At 56.8% G+C, this 21,591-nt stretch carries 20 protein-coding genes; 7 read left to right on the top strand and 13 right to left on the bottom strand.

Features of this window, described 5'->3' with window-relative positions; translation table 11 throughout:
- Nucleotides 1-219 precede the first annotated feature (219 nt).
- Nucleotides 220-552: a YceK/YidQ family lipoprotein gene (locus KB890_RS14360; protein WP_004151524.1), complete on the top strand. Its 333-nt coding sequence runs from the start codon at nucleotides 220-222 to the stop codon at nucleotides 550-552.
- A gap of 1 nt (nucleotide 553) precedes the next feature.
- Here the strand turns inward: KB890_RS14360 and KB890_RS14355 are convergent, their stop codons facing one another.
- From KB890_RS14355 to dnaA, 13 genes are all read right to left on the bottom strand, one after another.
- Nucleotides 554-1,780, bottom strand: a complete 1,227-nt coding sequence (locus tag KB890_RS14355) for a DUF3748 domain-containing protein (RefSeq protein ID WP_004181594.1) — start codon at nucleotides 1,778-1,780, stop codon at nucleotides 554-556.
- A gap of 51 nt (nucleotides 1,781-1,831) precedes the next feature.
- On the bottom strand, nucleotides 1,832-3,169 hold the full coding sequence (locus tag KB890_RS14350; RefSeq protein WP_004150285.1) for an MFS transporter: 1,338 nt from the start codon (nucleotides 3,167-3,169) through the stop codon (nucleotides 1,832-1,834).
- A gap of 177 nt (nucleotides 3,170-3,346) precedes the next feature.
- Nucleotides 3,347-4,495, bottom strand: coding sequence for a galactonate dehydratase (gene dgoD, locus KB890_RS14345; protein ID WP_004150286.1), 1,149 nt, complete (start codon nucleotides 4,493-4,495; stop codon nucleotides 3,347-3,349).
- On the bottom strand, nucleotides 4,492-5,109 hold the full coding sequence (locus tag KB890_RS14340) for a 2-dehydro-3-deoxy-6-phosphogalactonate aldolase (RefSeq protein WP_004181595.1): 618 nt from the start codon (nucleotides 5,107-5,109) through the stop codon (nucleotides 4,492-4,494). The genes dgoD and KB890_RS14340 overlap by 4 nt, the downstream gene beginning before the upstream one ends.
- Nucleotides 5,093-5,971, bottom strand: a complete 879-nt coding sequence (locus KB890_RS14335; RefSeq protein WP_004145083.1) for a 2-dehydro-3-deoxygalactonokinase — start codon at nucleotides 5,969-5,971, stop codon at nucleotides 5,093-5,095. The genes KB890_RS14340 and KB890_RS14335 overlap by 17 nt, the downstream gene beginning before the upstream one ends.
- Complete coding sequence (gene dgoR, locus KB890_RS14330) at nucleotides 5,968-6,657, bottom strand: D-galactonate utilization transcriptional regulator DgoR (protein ID WP_004145084.1); 690 nt, start codon at nucleotides 6,655-6,657, stop codon at nucleotides 5,968-5,970. The genes KB890_RS14335 and dgoR overlap by 4 nt, the downstream gene beginning before the upstream one ends.
- 229 nt (nucleotides 6,658-6,886) lie before the next feature.
- Nucleotides 6,887-8,020, bottom strand: a complete 1,134-nt coding sequence (locus tag KB890_RS14325; protein ID WP_004181596.1) for a BamA/TamA family outer membrane protein — start codon at nucleotides 8,018-8,020, stop codon at nucleotides 6,887-6,889.
- Complete coding sequence (locus KB890_RS14320; protein ID WP_009485044.1) at nucleotides 8,017-9,099, bottom strand: porin family protein; 1,083 nt, start codon at nucleotides 9,097-9,099, stop codon at nucleotides 8,017-8,019. The genes KB890_RS14325 and KB890_RS14320 overlap by 4 nt, the downstream gene beginning before the upstream one ends.
- Nucleotides 9,100-9,248: 149 nt before the next feature.
- Nucleotides 9,249-10,061 carry a sugar-phosphatase gene (gene yidA, locus KB890_RS14315; protein ID WP_004151530.1) on the bottom strand — a complete coding sequence of 271 codons (813 nt, stop codon included), beginning with the start codon at nucleotides 10,059-10,061 and terminating at the stop codon, nucleotides 9,249-9,251.
- Nucleotides 10,062-10,262: 201 nt separating this feature from the next.
- Nucleotides 10,263-12,677: a DNA topoisomerase (ATP-hydrolyzing) subunit B gene (gyrB, locus tag KB890_RS14310; protein ID WP_004173845.1), complete on the bottom strand. Its 2,415-nt coding sequence runs from the start codon at nucleotides 12,675-12,677 to the stop codon at nucleotides 10,263-10,265.
- 28 nt (nucleotides 12,678-12,705) lie between these two features.
- Complete coding sequence (gene recF, locus KB890_RS14305; RefSeq protein WP_004151532.1) at nucleotides 12,706-13,779, bottom strand: DNA replication/repair protein RecF; 1,074 nt, start codon at nucleotides 13,777-13,779, stop codon at nucleotides 12,706-12,708.
- Nucleotides 13,780-13,925: 146 nt separating this feature from the next.
- Nucleotides 13,926-15,026 (bottom strand): DNA polymerase III subunit beta, encoded by a 1,101-nt coding sequence (dnaN, locus tag KB890_RS14300; RefSeq protein WP_004145090.1) that lies wholly within the window; start codon nucleotides 15,024-15,026, stop codon nucleotides 13,926-13,928.
- Between the two features lie 4 nt (nucleotides 15,027-15,030).
- On the bottom strand, nucleotides 15,031-16,434 hold the full coding sequence (dnaA, locus tag KB890_RS14295) for a chromosomal replication initiator protein DnaA (protein WP_004151534.1): 1,404 nt from the start codon (nucleotides 16,432-16,434) through the stop codon (nucleotides 15,031-15,033).
- 621 nt (nucleotides 16,435-17,055) lie between these two features.
- Here dnaA and rpmH point away from each other — a divergent pair.
- The 6 genes from rpmH (at nucleotide 17,056) to KB890_RS14265 (ending at nucleotide 21,539) form a co-directional block, all read left to right on the top strand.
- A complete protein-coding gene (rpmH, locus tag KB890_RS14290) occupies nucleotides 17,056-17,196 on the top strand; it encodes a 50S ribosomal protein L34 (protein WP_000831330.1) in 141 nt (46 codons plus the stop codon).
- Between the two features lie 15 nt (nucleotides 17,197-17,211).
- Entirely contained in the window at nucleotides 17,212-17,571 is a 360-nt protein-coding gene (rnpA, locus tag KB890_RS14285) for a ribonuclease P protein component (RefSeq protein ID WP_004151535.1), read from the top strand.
- Nucleotides 17,535-17,792 carry a membrane protein insertion efficiency factor YidD gene (gene yidD / locus KB890_RS14280; RefSeq protein ID WP_020324524.1) on the top strand — a complete coding sequence of 86 codons (258 nt, stop codon included), beginning with the start codon at nucleotides 17,535-17,537 and terminating at the stop codon, nucleotides 17,790-17,792. Before rnpA ends, yidD begins: the two co-directional genes overlap by 37 nt.
- A 2-nt stretch (nucleotides 17,793-17,794) precedes the next feature.
- Complete coding sequence (gene yidC, locus KB890_RS14275) at nucleotides 17,795-19,441, top strand: membrane protein insertase YidC (RefSeq protein WP_004150295.1); 1,647 nt, start codon at nucleotides 17,795-17,797, stop codon at nucleotides 19,439-19,441.
- A gap of 194 nt (nucleotides 19,442-19,635) precedes the next feature.
- Nucleotides 19,636-21,000 (top strand): tRNA uridine-5-carboxymethylaminomethyl(34) synthesis GTPase MnmE, encoded by a 1,365-nt coding sequence (mnmE, locus tag KB890_RS14270; RefSeq protein WP_004181597.1) that lies wholly within the window; start codon nucleotides 19,636-19,638, stop codon nucleotides 20,998-21,000.
- Nucleotides 21,001-21,119: 119 nt separating this feature from the next.
- On the top strand, nucleotides 21,120-21,539 hold the full coding sequence (locus KB890_RS14265; RefSeq protein ID WP_004151539.1) for a GNAT family N-acetyltransferase: 420 nt from the start codon (nucleotides 21,120-21,122) through the stop codon (nucleotides 21,537-21,539).
- Nucleotides 21,540-21,591: the final 52 nt, after the last annotated feature.

Below are 21,591 nucleotides of genomic sequence, written 5' to 3'. Positions count from 1 at the left end.
GGTTACACCTATAAAATGGGTTTCTCCCCGTGCTTTTCAAGGGATTGAGGGCAATTTTTTTTGCAGTTTATCGATGATTGCTTAGACTGGGTGGAGGAGCACAAAAAGCAAAGTGCGATGCCCGCCACAGTGCGGCGCAATAACACTATGCATTCACGGGATGGCCCGATATAACCGCTGAAAGGTTATCTCAACGCCCGAAACGACAATGGAAGAACAATGAAAAGCAGACGACTGTTAAAGCTGGTCCTGTTCAGCGGGATAATAAGCCTGAGCGGTTGCTCCAGCGTAATGTCACATACCGGTGGCAAAGAGGGAACCTATCCGGGCACGCGATCCAGTGCGCAAACGCTGGGGGACAGCGATACCAACTGGGGTGTGAAATCGCTGGTGGCGCTGGACATGCCGTTCACCGCCGTCATGGATACCCTGCTGCTGCCGTGGGATATGTTCCGCACCGACAGCTCAATCAAATCTCGGGTCGAAAAGAGCGAGAAGGCTACGCTGGCGACCAACTCGGTGATCCCGCCAGCGCCGATGCCTGCCCAGTAAGTTATCGTCCGGTCTGCGTAACCCACAGCTGACGATAACCGTCCACCTCCTCCATCCAGGCAATCTGTTTACCGTCTGGCGAAAAGACGATCGCGTCCGCCGAGGGCGCATGCGCATGCGTATCGGTTAAAAAGGTGATATCTCCCGTACCGGCATGGCAGCAGGCAATCCGATCCTCCAGCGCAAAACCCAGCCACTCTCCCGACGGATGCCAGTTAAACGCCGACTGGATACCCGACGCGTGATGCGTCAACTGCCGCGGCTCGCCCCCCTGCGGGGAAATAAGCCACAGCTGCACTACGCCGGCGTCGTCGCGCATCAGAAAGGCTATCGCCGTCGCCTGGGGATTGGCGCGCACCCAGTGGCGCGGGACGTTCACCAGTCCCGGGTAGCGGCGATGGTGGGTGAAGGTCAAACGACGCTGGCTGACGCCCACCGGCGGCGCCGGCATTGTGGTTGCGGTACCGGCCAGCGGCGCCCCGCCAGGCTGCTTCCAGCCGGCTTCATCCTGCGGCAGATCGACAATAAACAGCTCAGGCACTTTATCGCCATTTTCCGCCAGCGTATCGCCAATAAACGCCAGAGTATGGTTCCCGACCCAGCCCTCCTCATAGGCGCGATTAATCTCATCGCTGCCCGGCGCGGGTGCCGGCGTCGTGCGACTTACCAGCACGCACCAGTGGCTGCCGCCATATTCGCGCGGATGCTGTCCCTGCGGCGTCACCGGTCCATAGGGCGCCGCCACGCCGACGTTGCGCAGATCCAGCGCCGGATCGCGCTCGTGCAGCACGTGATCGTTGTAGGTAAAACTGACAAACTGACCGTTGGGGCTATAGACATGGACGTGGCTGCCGCCGCGCAGCGCGCCGGGCGTGTAGGGGGGGGTAATGTCCATGGCGTCCAGATTCTCGACAGCCCCCTGAAAGGCCACCACCCCGCGGCGATGATGAAAATCATACTGCCACTGCGCATCCGGCCGCTCGGGGCCATGAATAAACACATAGCGCTCCTGGGTTGGATGCACGGTTACCACGCCCACGTGCGCGCCCTGCGTGGCACGATAAATGGTCTCCACAGTACCGCTGTTTACGTTCACTCGCTCAATGGTTTCGCCGGTAAACGATGCGCCGGACGGACGAACGTCGAATACCAGCCACTGGCTGTCGGGAGTCCAGGTATTAATATTGGTAAGCTGGTGATGACGGGGAGCAAAAGTGACTTGTTTCATGACGATACCCTGATGCGAGACTTACGCATCAGGGTAGCGTATCGCAAAAAATTAGCCTACACGTTTCACATCGCCGACCAGCAGGATATAAGACAGCGCGCCTATTAACGCCACCACGGAGATATAAACCAGCGCCGGGCCAAAGCCGTAATCCTGCGCCAGATAGCCAATCACCAGCGGGACGGTGATGCCGCCCAGGCCGCCAACAAAGTTAAACACCCCGCCGGTCAGGCCGATCAGGCGCATCGGCGCCAGGGAGGAGACCAGCGACCAGGTGATAGACGCAAAACCGTTACCGAAGAACGCCAGCGCCATCAGCGCCATGATCCAGATGGGGTCGTTGGTGTAGTTTGCCCCCATGATGCAGGTGGAGATCAACAGTCCACAGATGATCGGCGTTTTGCGCGCCACGCCCAGCGAGTAGCCTTTTTTCACCAGCTTATCCGCCAGCCAACCAGACAGCAGGACGCCAAAAAACGCGGCGAGGAAGGGCACCGTGGTCATAAAGCCGGCCTTCAGCGCGGTGATGCCTTTTTCCTGGGTTAAGTAGTTCGGAAACCAGGTCAGGAAGAACCACAGCGTCGAGGTTACCGCGAACTGTCCAAGGTAAACGCCAACCAGCTTGCGGTGAAAAACCAGCTTCCAGTCCGCTTTCGATAACGGTTGACGCGCCTCTTTCTTCACCGGCGCATCGCCATCCACCAGGCCGCCGCCGTCGCGGATATAGTCGAGTTCGGCTTTACTGATGCTTTTAGTCAGGCGCGGCGGTTGATAAACCTTGAACCAGATCAGCGACCAGATAATGCCGATACCGCCGGTAACGATAAACACCCAGTGCCAGCTCAATAGCTCCTGGATCCAGATCAGCAGCGGGGTGAGGAAAGCCAGACCCACAAATTGCCCCGAGGTATAAAACCCGACGGCGGAAGCGCGCTCGTGCTCCGGGAACCAGCTGGTCACCATGCGGTTGTTGGTCGGGAAGGCTGGCGCTTCGAAGATGCCGGTAATGGCGCGTAAACCGATAAGCGACATTAAACCGGTGGCGAAGCCTTGTAGCAACGTCGCCACCGACCAGCCAAATATAGCGATAAAGTAGGTAAGCCTGGATCCCACGCGGTCAAGGAACCAACCGCCAGGGATCTGGCAGAGGGTATACAGCCAGGCAAAGGCGGAAAATACGTAGCCCATTTCCGCTTTGCTAATACCAAACTCCTCCTGAATATGCGCCGAGGCGACGGCGAGGTTGGCGCGGTCAACATAACAAATAACCACGGTAATAAAGATCATGATGAGCGTCAGATAACGGCGACGCCCGGTTTTTACAGCGGTAACTGAAATATCCATCGCAATCTGTCTCCAGATTTTGGGCATAGCGAAGCCGCTCACCATGCCCGGTAATTTACAGAGGGTGTTTTTGTTTTTTATTAATAACTATGTTGCGATGCGCTAAATAATTCGTGCTGGGGAAAGGCGGCAAATTTTCGCATCCCTGGGAGCATACAATAGTATGTGACCAGGGTAAGAAAATGCAGCCAACGCATCACCAGTGCGAAGTATGATGCGCATTTACCATTCGGCGACAGATCCATCCTCATACCGCCACAACGGATTTCGCCAGTCCGGCGCGTTTTTACTTAACTCAATCACGCGGGCCTCATCAATTTCCACGCCCAGCCCCGGCTTCATCAATGGTTTAAAGAAGCCGCCTTCCATATTGAAATCTTCTTTGTTTTTCACAAAATCAAGCAGTTCGGCGCCTTTGTTGTAATGGATCCCCATGCTCTGCTCCTGGAAGACCGCGTTATGCGAAACGAAATCAACGTGCAGACAGGCTGCCAGCGCGATCGGCCCCAGCGGACAGTGCGGCGCCAGCCCAACGTCATAGGCTTCCGCCATGCCGGCAATTTTATAGCATTCGGTAATACCGCCTGCGTGCGACAGATCGGGTTGTAAAATAGCCACCCCGCCCGCTTCCAGGACCCGTTTAAATTCAAAGCGCGAAAACATACGTTCGCCGGCGGCAATAGGAATATGGGTTTGCGCCGCCAGCCGCGGATAATATTCCGCCTGCTCGGCCAATACCGGCTCCTCAATAAATAATGGGCGATATGGCTCCAGCTCTTTAATTAATACCTTAGCCATCGGCGCGCTAACGCGGCCGTGAAAATCGAGACCAAACTCAATTTCATTGCCAAACGCTTCGCGGATTTGCGCCACGGTATTCACCGCGGCATCAACCGCGCGGGAATTATCAATGATACCCATCTCTTCGCAGCCGTTTAATTTAAAGGTGTCGAAACCAATGCCGCGCAGCTTCTTAATCCCGTCAATCACTTCGGCGGGGCGGTCGCCGCCCACCCAGCTGTAGGCTTTAATTTTGTCGCGCACCAGCCCGCCCATCAGTTGCCACACCGGGGCATTCAGGACCTTACCTTTAATATCCCATAGCGCCTGATCAATACCGGCGATGGCGCTCATCATAATCGGGCCGCCGCGATAAAAGCCGCCGCGGTACATTACCTGCCACAGGTCGTTAATCCGCGCCGGATCCTGACCAATCAGGTAATCGCCAAATTCATGAACGGCTGCCTCCACCGTACGGGCGCGCCCTTCAATCACCGGTTCGCCCCAGCCGACGATGCCTTCATCGGTTTCAATCTTCAGGAACATCCAACGCGGAGGTAAACGGTACGTGGTGATATTGGTTATTTTCATTTCACTGCCTCTCGATACGCTTTTACGAATGCGGCTGCCTGCTGCGCGGTACGTTCAACCGGCTGGCCGGCACGATAGAGATCGCTACCCAATCCTGCCCCAACACAGCCGGCATTAATCCACTGCGCCAGGTTTTCCGGCGTCACGCCGCCAACGGCAAAGACCGGAACCTCGGGCGGCAGCACGGCTTTCAACGCTTTGATGTAATCCGGGCCAAAAGCCGATGACGGGAAGATTTTTAGCGCCTGCGCGCCGGCATCGAGCGCGCTAAAGGCTTCGCTGGCGGTGGCGCAGCCTGGACACACGGTCATGCCGTAACCCACCGCTCGCCGGATCACTTCCGGTTGAATGTTTGGCGTCACAATCAGCCGACAGCCCATGGCCGCCAGCCTGTCGACCTGCTCCGGTTGCAGCACCGTGCCCGCGCCGATAAGCGCCTGCTCGCCGTAAGCGTCGACGACCTGCGGAATACTTTTCTCCCACTGCGGCGAGTTCAGCGGGATTTCGACCGCGTCGAAACCGGCGTCGATAACGGCGCCAACGTGAGCCAGCGCCTCGTCTGGCGTAATACCGCGCAGGATAGCGATAAGTGGAAGGTTAGTTTGCCACTGCATAAGCGATGCTCCTTATTCCTGTCTGAAATGCCGTATCGCCCGCAACCGCGCTGACTTCACGGCCAATGGCGGCGAATGCCTGCTGATAGCGGGATGTTAACGATGACCCAGCGACGAGACTGATCGCCTGCTGTCCGGCGAATGTGTCGCTGAGGGTGGCAACTTCAGCGCCAATCAGCAGGCCGGAAAGAAATTCGCTAACCTGCTCGCGAGGCAGCGCGCCCAGCACGTGCGAAGCGCGAACTTCAAACAGCTGCGGCAGGACGGCGGGGTTGTTGATACCGCGCTGCAGACCTGCCGCGAATGCGGCAGCGGACGTTTCCTGCGGCGGTAAGCCGGCGCCCACCAGCGAGTGCTGAAGCAACAGATGATGCAATTCACCGGTCAAAACGGTACGAAAATCGTGAATTTGCCGGCGATCGGCCAGTACCCACTTGCAGTGGGTTCCCGGCATCACGTAGACAGACGAAGGGGCTAAGGCGCGTGCGCCCAGCAGCTGCGTTTCTTCCCCACGCATGACGTTATGGTTATCGTCACGGGAAACGCAAAGGCCGGGAATTATCCAGATATTGTCGCCAACGGCAGTTAACTGCTGGCCAATATCCGAGAACGCGGCAGGAAGCGGCAAATAAGGGGCGATTTTCCAGCCCACGTTGCTGCCGACCATCCCTGCCATCACCACCGGCGTGGCGCCATCGCGCCAGTGCTGGGTGATTTCCGCTAACACCGCAGCGGGAGAGCGACCATTCAGGCGCGTTACGCCTGCTTCAGATTGCCTGCTTTCCAGGCATTCTTCGCCCTGATAAAGCCAGGCGCGTAAATTCGTCGATCCCCAATCTATTGCGATGTAGCGAGCCGTCATGTGATTTCCTTAAGCCTTCGTGTCGAGCTGGCGATCATCGTCAACGCCGCCTGCTCCGCCGCGTCGCTATCCTGATGCCGAATGGCGTCAAATAGCGCTTTATGTTCCTGGAGGGTTTTCGGCATGTTGCCTTCATCGCCCATCCAGGTCCGTTCAAATACCGCCCGCTGCAGCGAACTGATCGCCACGCTAAGCTGCTGCAAAACCGGGTTATGTACTGACTGCAGCACCGCCTCGTGGTAGCGAATATCCGCTTCGTTAAAGGCATCCCGGTTTTGGTTGTTGGCGATCATGTCATTGAGCGCCGACTCGATTTCCGCCAGATCGCTTGAGGTGGCGCGTTCCGCCGCCCAACGCGCGATGGCGGGTTCAACCAGGTTGCGCACTTCACTCATCGCGCTGATAAGACGCGGGTCATAGTCATTTTCCAGTACCCACTGCAGCACCTCGGTGTCGAGGTAGTTCCACTGGTTTCTGGGAGCGACAAACGCGCCGCGATAGCGCTTCATTTCAATCAGCCGCTTCGCCATCAGGGAACGAAACACTTCACGAATGATGTTGCGCGAGGTTTCAAACTCCTCACAGAGTTCCGCTTCGGCCGGAAGCGCCGAACCCGGGACGTATTTACCGCTGACGATCTGTTTGCCCAGCGAGATCACAATGCGATCGGTCTTATTGAGAGTCATGGAGAGTCCTTGTGCTCTATGTGTACTGCTCTACTTTACCGTCGCTGCTGAATTTCGCCTCATGTTTGTACTACTAACGTGATGCTGTACGTTATCAACATGAGCATAATGTAGTACAACATTATTGTGTTGTACTACAATTTGGATCACAAAAAGAACAATTCATAAAAATTAAAGCGCAGCGGCCCTGACAAGAGGCGATAAGAGAGAAAATTAAGGGGAGGAGGCGTTAAAACGCTTCGCCGACCTGGAAGTAAAAGCCGCTGCTGCCATTGCCGATACCGTAGTCGAGGCGAACATTAACGCGAGGTTTGAATTCAAAGCGGTAGCCAATGCCCGCCGAAGGCAGCCAGCGGCCATTATTCAGCGACGACAGTGAGGGCCCCATGGTTCCCGCCCCGGCCCAGGCGACAATCCCGTGCCGCCAGGTGAGCTGCCGGCGGTATTCCAGCTGGCCGCTGACGACGTTTTTATCCCGGTAGCGCCCCTGGTAGTAGCCGCGCATCCGTTCATCACTGCCGAGCAGCGGCATCATGCTCCACGGTACCTCGCCCTGGGTGAAGGCGCCATCGGCTTCCCAGGCGAGCACGCTTTTCTCGCTCAGGGCATGATAATGGCTATAATGCAGCTGAAATTCCTCAAAGCGGGTATCGCTACCTAATCCGGGCGCATAGTGGGTATAGCGGAGGTTGGCATACTGACCCCGGCGCGGGTTAGGGACAAAGTCGCGATCGTCCCAGTTGATATCGATGCTGGCGCCGGAGCTGAATACCGACGGCCCCTGCGGAGTGTTTTCTATCTTCGGCCGATCGTCATGGTCCATCTCATCGGCATTCTGCGCCGCCAGCGACCATCCCGCCCCGAGATAAACATGATCGATAAGCTGCCGATAAAGGGTGGGTCGCAGGGTCAGTACCTGGGCGGTATACTTCTCTTTTTCATTGTCTTTATCCCCGGCATGAAAACCCTGCCCCCAATAATAAGTGGGCGTATTGGCTATCGACCCGTCGACAAAAACGCGCCACAGATCACGATCGAAAAAGGTGTAGTTTTTCACGCTGAGGCCAAAGGCGCCGGTAGAGCTGGCGTAGCCGCTGAGCGTCAGGGTCGAGTTCTGGCTGGTGGTATCCTGCGGGTCGGGACGATACAGGCCGACGACAGCGGTGCCAATGCCCAACCCTAGTTCCGGCGTATAGAACGGACCGGGCATCACGCCCCAGTCGATGCCTTTGCTGGCGTCGAACTTATCGCTGGCGCCGAGATGCTGCAGCCAGCCGTCGATTTTCTCGCGGCTGAGCGCCTCGGCCTGGCTGCCTGTCGGGCAGGCCATCAGCAGCAGAAAAGTGATAAACAGTCGGCTCAAAAGCGATACTCGCCGGCAATAAAGAAACTGTTACGTTCGGCAAAGCCAAACTCGGTAGTAATATTAAAATTCTGCGTCAGCTCGTATTGCGCGCCCACCAGAACGTTCCATGGCGACTGCAGATGCTGCTTCACATCGAAGCGACCGTTATTGTCCTGGTTGGCCAGATTAACCATATTCTGCAGCATCGGCGACGGCATCGAGAGATCGCTGAGGCTGCCTTTAAACTCCTGCTGCACATCCTGATACATGCTGCCAACCCACAGATTTAGCTTTCCGGCGGGGAGATGCAGCGCATCGACCGATGGCGTACTGAAACGATAGCCAACGCGTGGCGAAAAGGTAAGCGCATCGATGCTGCCGTCGAGGATATCAAAGCGCGTTTGCGTGTAGTTGGCGTCCAGCACGGTAAACCAATTGCCGACGCCGCCCACCAGGGTGGTGCCCATCCCGTAGGTAGTACCTTTAAAATCGAGACGAAAGTCGAGATCCTGCATCCCCGGCAGGGGCACCACTTTACCGTTCGGTCCCTTCAGGCCGACAGCTATCTGCGAAATTGAATGCCCTTCGGTGTGCCCCACCAGGCCATAAACGTTCATAAACGGCAGCAGCCAGGCATCCAGCTTGAGCGTCTCGGTTTTGCTGCTTTCCCGCGTATGACCAACGCCAATCTGGAAAGCGTTATCCAGCGAGACCGGCCCATTAGCGAAAATGTTATTCACGGCGTGCTTGCAGACAGGATCCTTACCGCAATCGATATTGCGGCCATCCAGCGACAGCCCGGTGAAGTTTATGCTGTCGACATTAATATTCTGCCGCATATCCATATAGTTAATGCTGACGCCAAACGGCAGCGGCAGGACGTAGCCGCGCTTTCTGGCCTCATCGCCTAGCAAAGGGAGTAGCGAGGACGATGCTGCGGCCGCAGGTTGGCGACTTTCTGGCGCCGGCAGATCCGCGGGCTCTGCGCCGTGATAGGCATACGCCGGTTCGAGCGGCGCCGTTGGTTCCGCGGCCGCGCAAATCTGAACAGAGGCGAATGGCAGCGTAACCAACATCAAACGGTGGTATATATTCATGAAAAGTATGATGTTAGTTCTGAGTTGCTAAAAAGAGGGCGGGTAGCTTATAGAATCCCCTGCAAGGATTGAGGGATTTAAATGCGGATTAACATCTGTTCATGAAAAAAGAGAAGACAGACCCGGCGAACGCCGGGCCGGAAAGAAGTTTACGCTAAAACGTATTTTTCAATGGCGAAGGCAACGCCATCTTCAAGGTTCGATTTGGTGATGAAGTTCGCCGCTTCTTTGACCGCAGGAATGGCGTTATCCATTGCCACGCCGACGCCGGCAAATTCAATCATCGCGATATCATTTTCCTGATCGCCAATCGCCATAATCTCTTCCGGCTTGATGCCCAGCGCATCGGCCAGCGACTTCACGCCAGTGCCTTTATTGACGCGTTTATCCAGTATTTCGAGGAAGTAAGGCGCACTTTTCAGCACGGTGTACTTCTCTTTCACTTCCGCCGGAATACGGGCGATGGCCTGGTCGAGGATTGCCGGCTCATCAATCATCATCACTTTCAGCAGCTGGATCTCAGGATCCATTTTCTCCGCTTCGCAGAACACCAGCGGAATGGTTGCCACATAGGATTCGTGGACGGTGTAGTAGCTGATATCGCGGTTCGCGGTATACAGCGTATTGCGATCCAGCGCATGGAAGTGGGAGCCGACCTCGCGGGAGAGCTGCTCAAGGAAGCGATAGTCGTCATAGCTCAGCGCGGTTTGCGCGACGGTGCTTCCGTCACCAGCCTTCTGCACCAGCGCGCCATTGTAGGTAATGCAGTAATCACCCGGCTGCTCCATATGCAGCTCTTTCAAATAGCTGTGGACGCCAGCGTAAGGGCGACCGGTGGTCAGCACCACGTTAACACCGCGCTCGCGCGCCGCGGCGATGGCGGCTTTCACCGCTGGAGAGATGGTATGGTCGGGCAGCAGCAGCGTGCCGTCCATATCGATTGCAATCAGTTTAATAGCCATAGGGTCCCCGGGTAAGATGAGTCTCCCCTCATGCTAACGCGATTCCGCTCAAAAAACAGTAAAAGTGTCGGCCAGAAAGGGGGATGGAACCGCAGCAGCGGATTCCTCTTTTAGCGGCAAAAGAAAAGCCCGATCGCGCGATGCGACCGGGCTTATACATCCTGTTGCCCCGGTAAAACTCGTTACCGGGAAACATGCGGCTTAAATATCGATATTCGCCGCTTTCAGGGCATTCTCTTCGATAAACGCGCGACGCGGCTCAACGGCATCACCCATCAGGGTGGTGAACAGCTGATCGGCAGCGATGGCATCCTTGACGGTCACGCGCAGCATGCGACGGCTGTCCGGATCCATGGTGGTTTCCCACAGCTGATCCGGGTTCATCTCGCCCAGACCTTTATAGCGCTGGATGGAGAGACCGCGACGGGACTCTTTCACCAGCCAGTCCAGGGCCTGCTCGAAGCTGGCTACCGGCTGACGACGTTCGCCGCGCTCGATGTAAGCATCTTCTTCCATCAGGCCGCGCAGTTTCTCGCCCAGGGCACAAATACGACGATATTCCGGCCCCATAATGAACTCGTTATCCAGCGGATAGTCGGTATCCACGCCGTGGGTACGTACGCGAATAACCGGCTCAAAATGCTGCAGTTCTTTGTTCTCGTGGAGATCGAATTTCCACTGGCTGCCGTGCTGTTCTTTCTCGTTCAGCTCGGAGACCAGGGTGTTCACCCAGCGGGTCACCTTCTGCTCGTCCGCCAGGTCGGCCTCGGTCAGGGTCGGCTGATAGATAAGCTCTTTCAGCAGCGCTTTCGGGAAGCGGCGCTCCATGCGGCCAATCATTTTCTGGGTGGCATTGAACTCGGCAACCAGTTTTTCCAGCGGTTCGCCCGCCAGCGCCGGCGCATTGGCGTTGGTGTGCAGGGTCGCACCGTCGAGCGCGATGGAGATCTGATACTGATCCATCGCTTCGTCGTCTTTAATGTACTGTTCCTGCTTGCCTTTCTTCACTTTGTACAGCGGCGGCTGGGCAATGTAGACGTGGCCGCGCTCAACGATCTCCGGCATCTGACGATAGAAGAAGGTCAACAGCAGGGTACGAATGTGCGAGCCGTCGACGTCCGCATCGGTCATGATGATGATGCTGTGGTAGCGCAGTTTATCCGGATTGTACTCATCGCGACCGATACCGCAGCCCAGCGCGGTGATCAGCGTCGCCACTTCCTGGGAAGAGAGCATTTTATCGAAGCGGGCTTTCTCAACGTTAAGGATTTTACCCTTCAGCGGCAGGATCGCCTGGTTCTTGCGGTTACGACCCTGTTTAGCAGAGCCGCCCGCGGAGTCCCCTTCCACCAGGTACAGTTCGGACAGCGCCGGGTCGCGCTCCTGGCAATCCGCCAGTTTGCCCGGCAGGCCTGCCAGATCCAGCGCGCCTTTACGACGAGTCATCTCACGAGCGCGACGTGCGGCCTCACGGGCGCGCGCGGCGTCAATAATTTTGCCGACCACGATTTTCGCATCGGATGGGTTTTCCAGCAGGTATTCGCTCAGCAGTTCGTTCATCTGCTGCTCCACCGCCGATTTCACCTCGGAGGAGACCAGCTTGTCTTTGGTCTGCGAGGAGAATTTCGGATCCGGCACCTTCACGGATACCACGGCAATCAGGCCTTCACGCGCATCGTCGCCGGTGGCGCTGACTTTCGCTTTTTTGCTGTAGCCCTCTTTGTCCATATAGGCGTTAAGGGTACGGGTCATCGCCGCGCGGAAGCCGGCGAGGTGAGTACCGCCGTCACGCTGCGGAATGTTGTTGGTAAAGCAGTAGATGTTTTCCTGGAAGCCGTCGTTCCACTGCAGGGCCACTTCCACGCCGATACCGTCTTTTTCGGTGGAGAAATAGAAAATATTCGGGTGGATCGGCGTTTTGTTCTTGTTGAGATACTCAACGAACGCCTTGATGCCGCCTTCGTAGTGGAAATGGTCTTCTTTGCCATCGCGCTTATCGCGCAGGCGGATAGAGACGCCGGAGTTCAGGAACGACAGCTCGCGCAGGCGTTTCGCCAGGATGTCATATTCAAATTCGGTGACATTGGTGAAGGTTTCCAGGCTTGGCCAGAAACGCACCATGGTGCCGGTTTTGTCGGTTTCGCCAGTCACGGCCAGCGGTGCCTGCGGCACACCGTGTTCGTACATCTGCTTGTGAACTTTGTTATCGCGCTGGATAACCAGCTCCAGCTTCTGCGACAGGGCGTTAACCACCGAGACGCCTACGCCGTGCAGACCGCCGGAAACTTTATAGGAGTTATCATCGAATTTACCGCCAGCGTGCAGGACGGTCATGATAACTTCCGCTGCGGAGACGCCCTCTTCCGGGTGAATGCCGGTCGGGATGCCGCGGCCGTCATCCTGGACGGAGACGGAGTTATCGCTGTGGATGGTGACAACGATATCTTTGCAGTAACCCGCGAGCGCTTCGTCGATAGCGTTATCCACAACCTCGAATACCATGTGGTGCAGACCGGTGCCGTCATCCGTGTCGCCGATATACATACCCGGGCGCTTACGCACCGCATCCAGCCCTTTCAGGACTTTGATACTGGAGGAGTCATAAGAATTCGACATCAACGTTTCTCGCTCATTTAATCTTGGGTTAATCCGTTATTTTACCTTTTTCCACGCGGAACATCTTCGAATTTTTGTCCGACATGTCCATAACGTGTTCAGCGCTGATCGCGCTGACGAAAACCTGAGACTGCGTCGCTTTCAGGCGGCTGGATAACAGACCGCGGCGGGCATCATCAAGTTCCGAGGCAAAATCATCTATCAGGTACAGGCAGCGCCGCCCGCTGACGCGGGTGAGGAACTCTCCTTGCGCCAGACGCAGGGCGCACATCAGCAGCTTAAGCTGCCCGCGCGACAAGGTATCTTCCACCGGCGCCCCGTCGGCGCGAATGCGAAAATCCGCTTTATGCGGGCCGTGGGCGGTGTAGGTTAACATTCTGTCGCGCTCGAAATTCCGCTCCAACACCTCCGCGTAGTCGGTCTCTTTTTCCCAGCCGCGCTGGAAAGAGAAGGTGAGCGTGAATTCCGGTAAAAATTGCTGACAGGTATCCGCCATGTCTTCGACGATAGCGGCGCTGTATTCGGCACGCCAGCGGCTGATCTGCTCCGCCAGCGGGATTAATTCCAGATCCCAAGGCCGCAGCTGGGCATAGCGGCTGACCTGACGCAGCGCGGCGTTGCGCTGCTTGACCAGGCGCTTCAGGTTGCTCCAGGCGGTGAAGAATCCGGCTTCGTTATGAAAGCATCCCCAGTCAAGGAATGCTCTTCTGTATTTGGGGCCGCCGTTGAGTAAAGTAAACCCCTCCGGCGTAATCAGCTGCATCGGCATCAGGTGCGCCAGCTCCGCCACTTTGTGGCCGTCGGTGCCGTCGATACGCACCTTGCTGTCGCCCTGTTTGTCTTTGGTCAGGCCGATGGCGGTTTCCCGCTCTTCGCCCTGCAGACGGCCATGCAGAACAAACGCATCCTGCTCGTGTCGGATCACCCGGCCAATTTGCAAACTGCGAAATGCCCGGCCGTGGCCAAGCGTGTAGATAGCTTCCAGCACGCTGGTTTTGCCGCTGCCGTTCGCGCCAACCAGGAAGTTAAAGCCGGGAGATAAAGCGAGATCCGCGCTTTCAATATTGCGGAAGTCTTTGATGAGCAAGCGCGTCAGTGACATATCAGCGTTCTTTGGGCCAGGGCGTTATCGGCGCAGCCAGTTTCAACGCGGACTGCGCGCAGACCCTGGAGCGTACACAAAGTACGTGACAGGGGCGAGCACAGCCCAGGTTGAAAATGGCAAGTAAGATAGCCCGATATTTTCCACTACAATCTCATAGGCATGACGACATAGGCTGCGGATTGAGAGGCCGCATCCTCAATCTGCACGCTCGACACCGAATCCGTCAGCAGAATGCGTACATTCTCGCACTTCAGCGCATTCAGCACATCCAGCACATAGCTAACGTTGAAGCCAATCTCCATCTCCGTTCCGGCGTAGGTCACATCCAGAATCTCTTCCGCTTCTTCCTGTTCCGGGTTATTGGCGGTGATTTTCAGCTGGTTTTCGCTAACGTACAGCCGCACGCCGCGGAATTTCTCGTTGGAGAGAATCGCCGCGCGCGCAAAAGCCTGCTTCAGAATATCGCAGCCCGCTTCGAGGTGTTTATCCGGATTTTTCGGCAATACGCGGCGATAATCCGGGAAACGGCCATCAACCAGCTTAGAGGTGAAGATAAAATCGCCAACGTGGGCGCGGATATTGTTGCTGCCAATCTGCACGCGCAGCGGGGTATCGCCGCCGTCGAGCATCCGCATCAGCTCAATCACCCCTTTACGCGGCACGATCACCGAATGGTTCGGCAGCGACGCTTCCAGCGGCATCGAACAGACCGCCAGGCGGTGACCATCGGTGGCCACCGTGCGCAGTTCGCTGCCTTCGGTTTCAAACAGCATGCCGTTTAAGTAGTAACGAACATCCTGGTGCGCCATCGAGAACTGGGTGGCTTCGATCAGACGCTTCATGGTCGCCTGCGGCAGGGTAAACTCCACTTCACTCTGCCAGTCATCCAGATTCGGGAAATCGGCGGCGGGCAGGGTCGACAGCGAGAAGCGGCTGCGGCCGGAACGCACCAGCATGCGATCGCCTTCCAACTGAACCGCGATCTCCGCGCCTTCCGGCAGGCCGCGGCAGATATCAAAGAATTTCCGTGCCGGAACGGTCGTTGCGCCCGCTTCGTGCGGCTGAACCAGCGCCACGCGCGCCACCATCTCCATTTCAAGATCGGTACCGGTCAGCGACAGCGCGCCGTCCGCGACCTGAAGCAGCAGGTTACCGAGAATGGGCAGCGTCGGACGACCACCTAACGGACCGCTCACCTGTTGCAGCGGTTTTAATAAATGTTCACGTTCTACGGTAAATTTCATAGCGTCACGAGGATAATGTTCTGATTAAATTGGAAAAATCTTCTTTAATGTCGTGGCTTTCTTCACGCAGCTGCTCAATCTTGCGGCAGGCGTGCAGCACGGTGGTATGGTCGCGACCGCCAAACGCATCGCCGATTTCCGGCAGGCTGTGGTTGGTCAGCTCTTTGGCCAGCGCCATCGCCATCTGGCGAGGACGCGCCACCGAACGGGAGCGGCGTTTGGACAGCAGGTCCGCTACCTTAATCTTGTAGTACTCCGCCACCGTCTTTTGAATATTGTCGATGGTGACCAGTTTTTCCTGCAGCGCCAGCAGATCGCGCAGCGCTTCGCGCACGAAATCGATGGTGATCGCCCGGCCGGTGAAGTTGGCGTTGGCGATAACGCGGTTCAGCGCCCCCTCCAGCTCACGCACGTTCGAGCGCAGACGCTTGGCAATAAAGAACGCCACTTCGCCCGGCAGGCGGATGTCGTTCTCGTCGGCTTTTTTCATCAGGATCGCGACGCGGGTTTCCAGCTCCGGCGGCTCGATCGCCACCGTCAGCCCCCAGCCGAAGCGGGATTTTAGACGATCCTCAACGCCGTTGATCTCTTTTGGATAACGATCCGACGTCAGGATGATCTGCTGATTACCTTCCAGAAGCGCATTGAAGGTGTGGAAAAACTCTTCCTGGGATCGTTCTTTATTGGCAAAGAACTGAATGTCATCGATCAGCAGGGCGTCAACGGAGCGGTAGTAACGCTTAAACTCTTCGATGGCGTTGTTCTGCAGCGCTTTAACCATGTCCTGAACGAAACGCTCGGAGTGCATATAGACCACTTTCGCGTTCGGCTTACGCGCCACAATGCCGTTCCCCACCGCGTGCAGCAGGTGAGTTTTACCCAGACCCGTCCCGCCATAGAGGAACAGGGGGTTGTAGGCGCCGCCCGGGTTATCCGCCACCTGACGCGCCGCCGCGCGGGCCAGCTGGTTAGATTTACCTTCGACGAAGTTATCAAACGTGTGTTTCACGTTAACGTTAGAGCGGTAGGTCGGCTCCGCCGGCGCCGGGACATTATCCCAGCCAGGGCGCACGATCGTCGGCGCCGCGCGCGCGGTCTGCACCTGCGCCGCCGGAATGGCCGCCGCAGCCGGGCTTACCGCCCCTTTCTGCAGCGAGCTGGCGGGCTTAGCGCCCACCTCAAAACGCAGCTGCGGGGCGTCCGCACCGCAAAAATCATTGAGGAGTCCATTGATATTATTGAGGTATTTGTCCCTTACCCAGTCGAGCACAAAACGGTTTGGCGCATACAGTGCCAGCGTGTTATCGCTCAGTTCCGCCTGCAATGGGCGGATCCACATGCTGAATTCTGTGGCTGGTAACTCATCCTGCAATCGGGCAAGACACTGCTGCCAAAGCGAAAGTGACACGGCGGACTCCACTCGAACATAAAATCGATATCAAAGAAAAACTGAAACAATCGTGATTGTTGGCACACGTCGACAAGACCCTGCATTAGCCGAAAAGCCCCTGCACAAAAGGGGTGACGTGCGAACCGCTATCTGCGGTTATTACCCGCTGCGGATCCGGGGATCGCGATCGGGACCGGGGATCATAGCCTAAACTGAGAAAGAGATCTTGTGTTTCTCAACAGATTCTTCCCGATTTATCCACAGGAAGGATCGAAACCGGGTAAGTGTAATCGATCCTGCGGGGAGTGAAGCACGATTTCCGCCGCATATTGGAAAAATTAATGAGCTATGCCGCTTTTGGGCGGAAACGATCTAATAAAGATCCTTGCGGATCCTTGCGCTTTACTGGCCAGGCCGTATAATCCCCCACCCGGCGCGTAATGCCCGTTTTCGTCACGCGTCTCAGCTTATTTTTTGTGCGACGAGGTGCGAGAAATAAGGAAAGAGAATTGACTCCGGAGTGTACAATTATTACAATCCGGCCTCTTTAATCACCCACGCTGAGGCGTAAGTCGTTCGAAGTTCGTTCGGGTCTACGCAAAAGTCAGTGAATTTATTCAAGTTTAGGTAGAAATCGCCATGAAACGCACTTTTCAACCGTCTGTACTGAAGCGCAACCGTTCTCACGGCTTCCGTGCTCGTATGGCTACTAAAAATGGTCGTCAGGTTCTGGCACGTCGTCGTGCTAAAGGCCGCGCTCGTCTGACCGTTTCCAAGTAATAAAGCTAACCCTGCGTGGTTAAGCTCGCATTTCCCAGGGAGTTACGCTTGTTAACTCCCAGTCATTTCACTTTCGTCTTCCAGCAGCCACAACGGGCTGGCACGCCGCAAATCACCATCCTCGGCCGCCTGAATTCGCTGGGGCATCCCCGCATCGGTCTCACCGTCGCCAAGAAAAACGTGAAACGCGCACATGAACGCAATCGGATTAAACGTCTGACGCGTGAAAGTTTTCGTTTGCGTCAACATGAACTCCCGCCAATGGATTTCGTGGTGGTGGCGAAAAGAGGGGTTGCCGACCTCGATAACCGTGCTCTCTCGGAAGCGTTGGAAAAATTATGGCGCCGCCATTGTCGCCTGGCTCGCGGGTCCTGATCGGCCTGATTCGAGTTTATCAGCGCCTGATTAGTCCGCTACTCGGGCCGCATTGTCGTTTCACCCCAACCTGTTCTCAATACGGAATTGAGGCCTTTCGCAGGTTTGGAGTGATAAAAGGCAGTTGGTTGACGATGAAACGCGTATTAAAATGCCACCCTTTACACCCTGGTGGTGACGATCCCGTCCCGCCTGGACCATTTGATACCAGAGAACACTAACGATGGATTCGCAACGCAATCTTCTTATCATCGCTTTGTTGTTCGTGTCTTTCATGATCTGGCAAGCCTGGGAGCAGGACAAAAATCCGCAGCCCCAGCAGCAGACCACGCAGACTACGACCACAGCAGCGGGTAGCGCCGCCGACCAGGGCGTACCGGCCAGTGGCCAGGGGAAACTGATTACGGTTAAAACCGACGTGCTTGAGCTGACTATCAACACCAACGGTGGCGATATTGAGCAGGCGCTGCTTCTGGCGTATCCAAAAACGCTGAAATCGACCGAACCGTTCCAGTTACTGGAAACCACGCCGCAGTTTGTCTACCAGGCGCAGAGCGGCTTAACCGGCCGTGACGGTCCGGATAACCCGGCAAACGGCCCGCGTCCGCTGTACAACGTCGATAAAGAGGCGTTTGTGTTGGCCGATGGCCAGGATGAGCTCGTTATCCCGCTGACCTACACTGACAAAGCCGGCAACGTCTTCACCAAAACCTTCACCCTGAAGCGCGGTGGCTATGCGGTGAACGTGGGTTACAGCGTGCAGAATGCCAGCGAGAAGCCTCTGGAAGTCTCGACCTTCGGTCAGCTGAAGCAGACCGCTGCGCTGCCGACCAGTCGCGATACGCAGACCGGTGGCCTGTCCACGATGCATACTTTCCGTGGCGCCGCGTTCTCCACTGCGGATTCGAAATACGAGAAATATAAATTCGATACCATTCTGGATAACGAAAACCTGAACGTCAGCACCAAAAACGGTTGGGTTGCCATGCTGCAGCAGTACTTCACCACCGCATGGGTGCCGCGGAATAACGGGACGAATAACTTCTACACCGCCAACCTCGGCAACGGCGTTGTCGCTATTGGCTACAAATCGCAGCCGGTACTGGTGCAGCCAGGCCAGACCGACAAACTGCAGAGCACGCTGTGGGTCGGCCCGGCTATTCAGGACAAAATGGCTGCCGTTGCGCCGCATCTGGATCTGACCGTCGACTACGGCTGGCTGTGGTTCATCTCCCAACCGCTGTTCAAGCTGCTGAAATTCATCCACAGCTTCCTCGGCAACTGGGGCTTCTCGATCATCGTTATCACCTTTATCGTTCGTGGCATCATGTACCCGCTGACCAAAGCGCAGTACACCTCCATGGCGAAGATGCGCATGCTGCAGCCGAAGATTCAGGCCATGCGTGAGCGTCTGGGCGACGATAAACAACGTCAAAGCCAGGAGATGATGGCGCTGTATAAAGCGGAAAAAGTAAACCCGCTGGGCGGCTGCTTCCCGCTGATTATTCAGATGCCGATCTTCCTTGCGCTGTATTACATGCTGAGCGCCTCGGTTGAACTGCGTCATGCGCCGTTTATCCTGTGGATCCACGACCTGTCTGCTCAGGACCCGTACTACATCCTGCCGATCATCATGGGCGCGACCATGTTCTTCATCCAGAAGATGTCGCCGACCACCGTGACCGACCCGATGCAGCAGAAGATCATGACCTTTATGCCGGTCATCTTCACGGTGTTCTTCCTGTGGTTCCCGTCTGGCCTGGTGGTGTACTACATCGTCAGCAACCTGGTCACCATTATTCAGCAGCAGCTGATTTACCGTGGTCTGGAGAAACGTGGCCTGCATAGCCGCGAGAAGAAGAAATCCTGATACTCTTCATTCTTCAAGCCGCAGATGCGTTGGCTTCATTAGTTCGCCCCAGTCACTTACTACAGTAAGCTCCTGGGGCCTCACTAACTTGCCGCCTTTCTGCAACTTGAATTATTTCGAGTATCTACGGTAGCGTTAATGCCAGAGAAGGCGGTCAATGGACCGCCTTTTTTACATCTACATAGAGAGTCACCATGAGCCATAACGACACTATCGTCGCCCAGGCAACCCCTCCGGGACGCGGGGGTGTGGGCATCCTGCGTATCTCCGGCCTTAAGGCGCGCGACGTCGCGCAGGCGGTGCTGGGCAAGCTGCCGAAGCCGCGCTATGCCGACTACCTGCCGTTCAACGACGTTGACGGTACCCCGCTGGATCAGGGGATTGCGCTGTGGTTCCCCGGGCCGAACTCCTTTACCGGGGAAGATGTGCTTGAGCTGCAGGGCCACGGCGGCCCGGTCATTCTCGACCTGCTGCTTAAACGTATTCTGACCCTGCCGGGCCTGCGCATCGCCAGGCCGGGTGAGTTTTCCGAGCGCGCGTTCCTCAACGACAAGCTCGATCTGGCGCAGGCAGAGGCCATCGCCGACCTTATCGACGCCAGTTCAGAGCAGGCGGCGCGCTCGGCGCTGAATTCGCTGCAGGGGGCGTTCTCCGCGCGGGTGAATCATCTTGTGGAAGCGCTCACTCACCTGCGCATCTACGTGGAAGCGGCCATTGACTTCCCGGATGAAGAAATCGATTTCCTTTCCGACGGCAAAATTGAAGCCCAGCTGAACGAGGTGATGGCCGATCTCGACGCCGTCCGCGCTGAAGCTCGTCAGGGCAGCCTGCTGCGCGAAGGGATGAAAGTGGTGATCGCCGGGCGGCCAAATGCCGGTAAATCAAGCCTGCTGAACGCCCTGGCGGGCCGCGAAGCGGCGATCGTCACCGATATCGCCGGTACCACCCGCGACGTGCTACGCGAGCATATCCATATCGACGGCATGCCGCTGCATATCATCGATACCGCAGGCCTGCGCGATGCTAATGACGAAGTGGAACGTATCGGCATCGAGCGCGCCTGGCAGGAGATTGCCCAGGCCGATCGGGTGCTGTTTATGGTCGATGGCACCACCACCGGCGCCGTTGACCCGGCGGAGATCTGGCCAGACTTTATCGAGCGCCTGCCCGCTAAATTGCCGATTACCGTAGTGCGCAATAAAGCCGATGTCACCGGCGAAGCGCTGGGTATCAGCGAAGTAAATGGCCACTCACTTATTCGCCTGTCGGCACGTACCGGCGACGGCGTGGAGGTGCTACGTAACCACCTCAAGCAGAGCATGGGCTTCGATACCAATATGGAAGGCGGCTTCCTCGCCCGCCGCCGTCACCTGCAGGCCCTGGAAGAGGCGGCGAACCATCTGCAGCAAGGCAAAGCCCAGCTGCTGGGCGCCTGGGCCGGCGAGCTGCTGGCGGAAGAGCTGCGCCTCGCGCAGCAGGCGCTGAGCGAGATCACCGGGGAGTTCACTTCCGACGATCTGCTGGGCCGCATCTTCTCCAGCTTCTGCATCGGTAAGTAACCGTCAGTCCGTAAACGTTCACTAACCCGTATTAACGCCGCGTTAATGCGGGTTTTTTCTTGCCCTTTGCAACGCAACGTTCTCTACTTTTATCTCCCCCTCTGCCGCGAGACTAAAACATGACCGTTGAATATACCGTGATCGAGAAGGTGCCCTCCGCCGAAGCGTTTTGCCACCTGCGGGTAGCCGCCGGCATGTCGCCGCGCCCCCTGGAAGGCGCCAGAGCCGGACTGCCGCATAGCTGTTATGGCGTACATATCCTCTGGCAGGAGACGCCGATCGCGATGGGACGCATCGTCGGCGACGGCGCGATTAATTTCGATATTGTCGACGTCGCCGTCGATCCGGCTCACCAGGGAAAAGGCCTTGGCCGGCTGGTGATGGAGAAGCTGGTCGCCTGGCTGGACGCTAACGCCTTTGATGGCGCCTACGTTACGCTGGTGGCGGATGTGCCGGAACTGTACGCGAAGTTCGGCTTCGAAAGCGTTCGCCCGGAGAGCGAGGGGATGGCCCGCGTCTGGCGAACCCGCAGTCGTTAGCTCGCATTTCCTGCCAGGAAAAGAGCGTTGTCCAAATGGCAACTCGTCTTAC

The organism is Klebsiella sp. P1954 (assembly GCF_018199955.1).
In the GTDB taxonomy this organism is placed as follows: domain Bacteria; phylum Pseudomonadota; class Gammaproteobacteria; order Enterobacterales; family Enterobacteriaceae; genus Klebsiella; species Klebsiella pneumoniae.
This window is presented reverse-complemented; position numbering and strand designations above follow the sequence as displayed.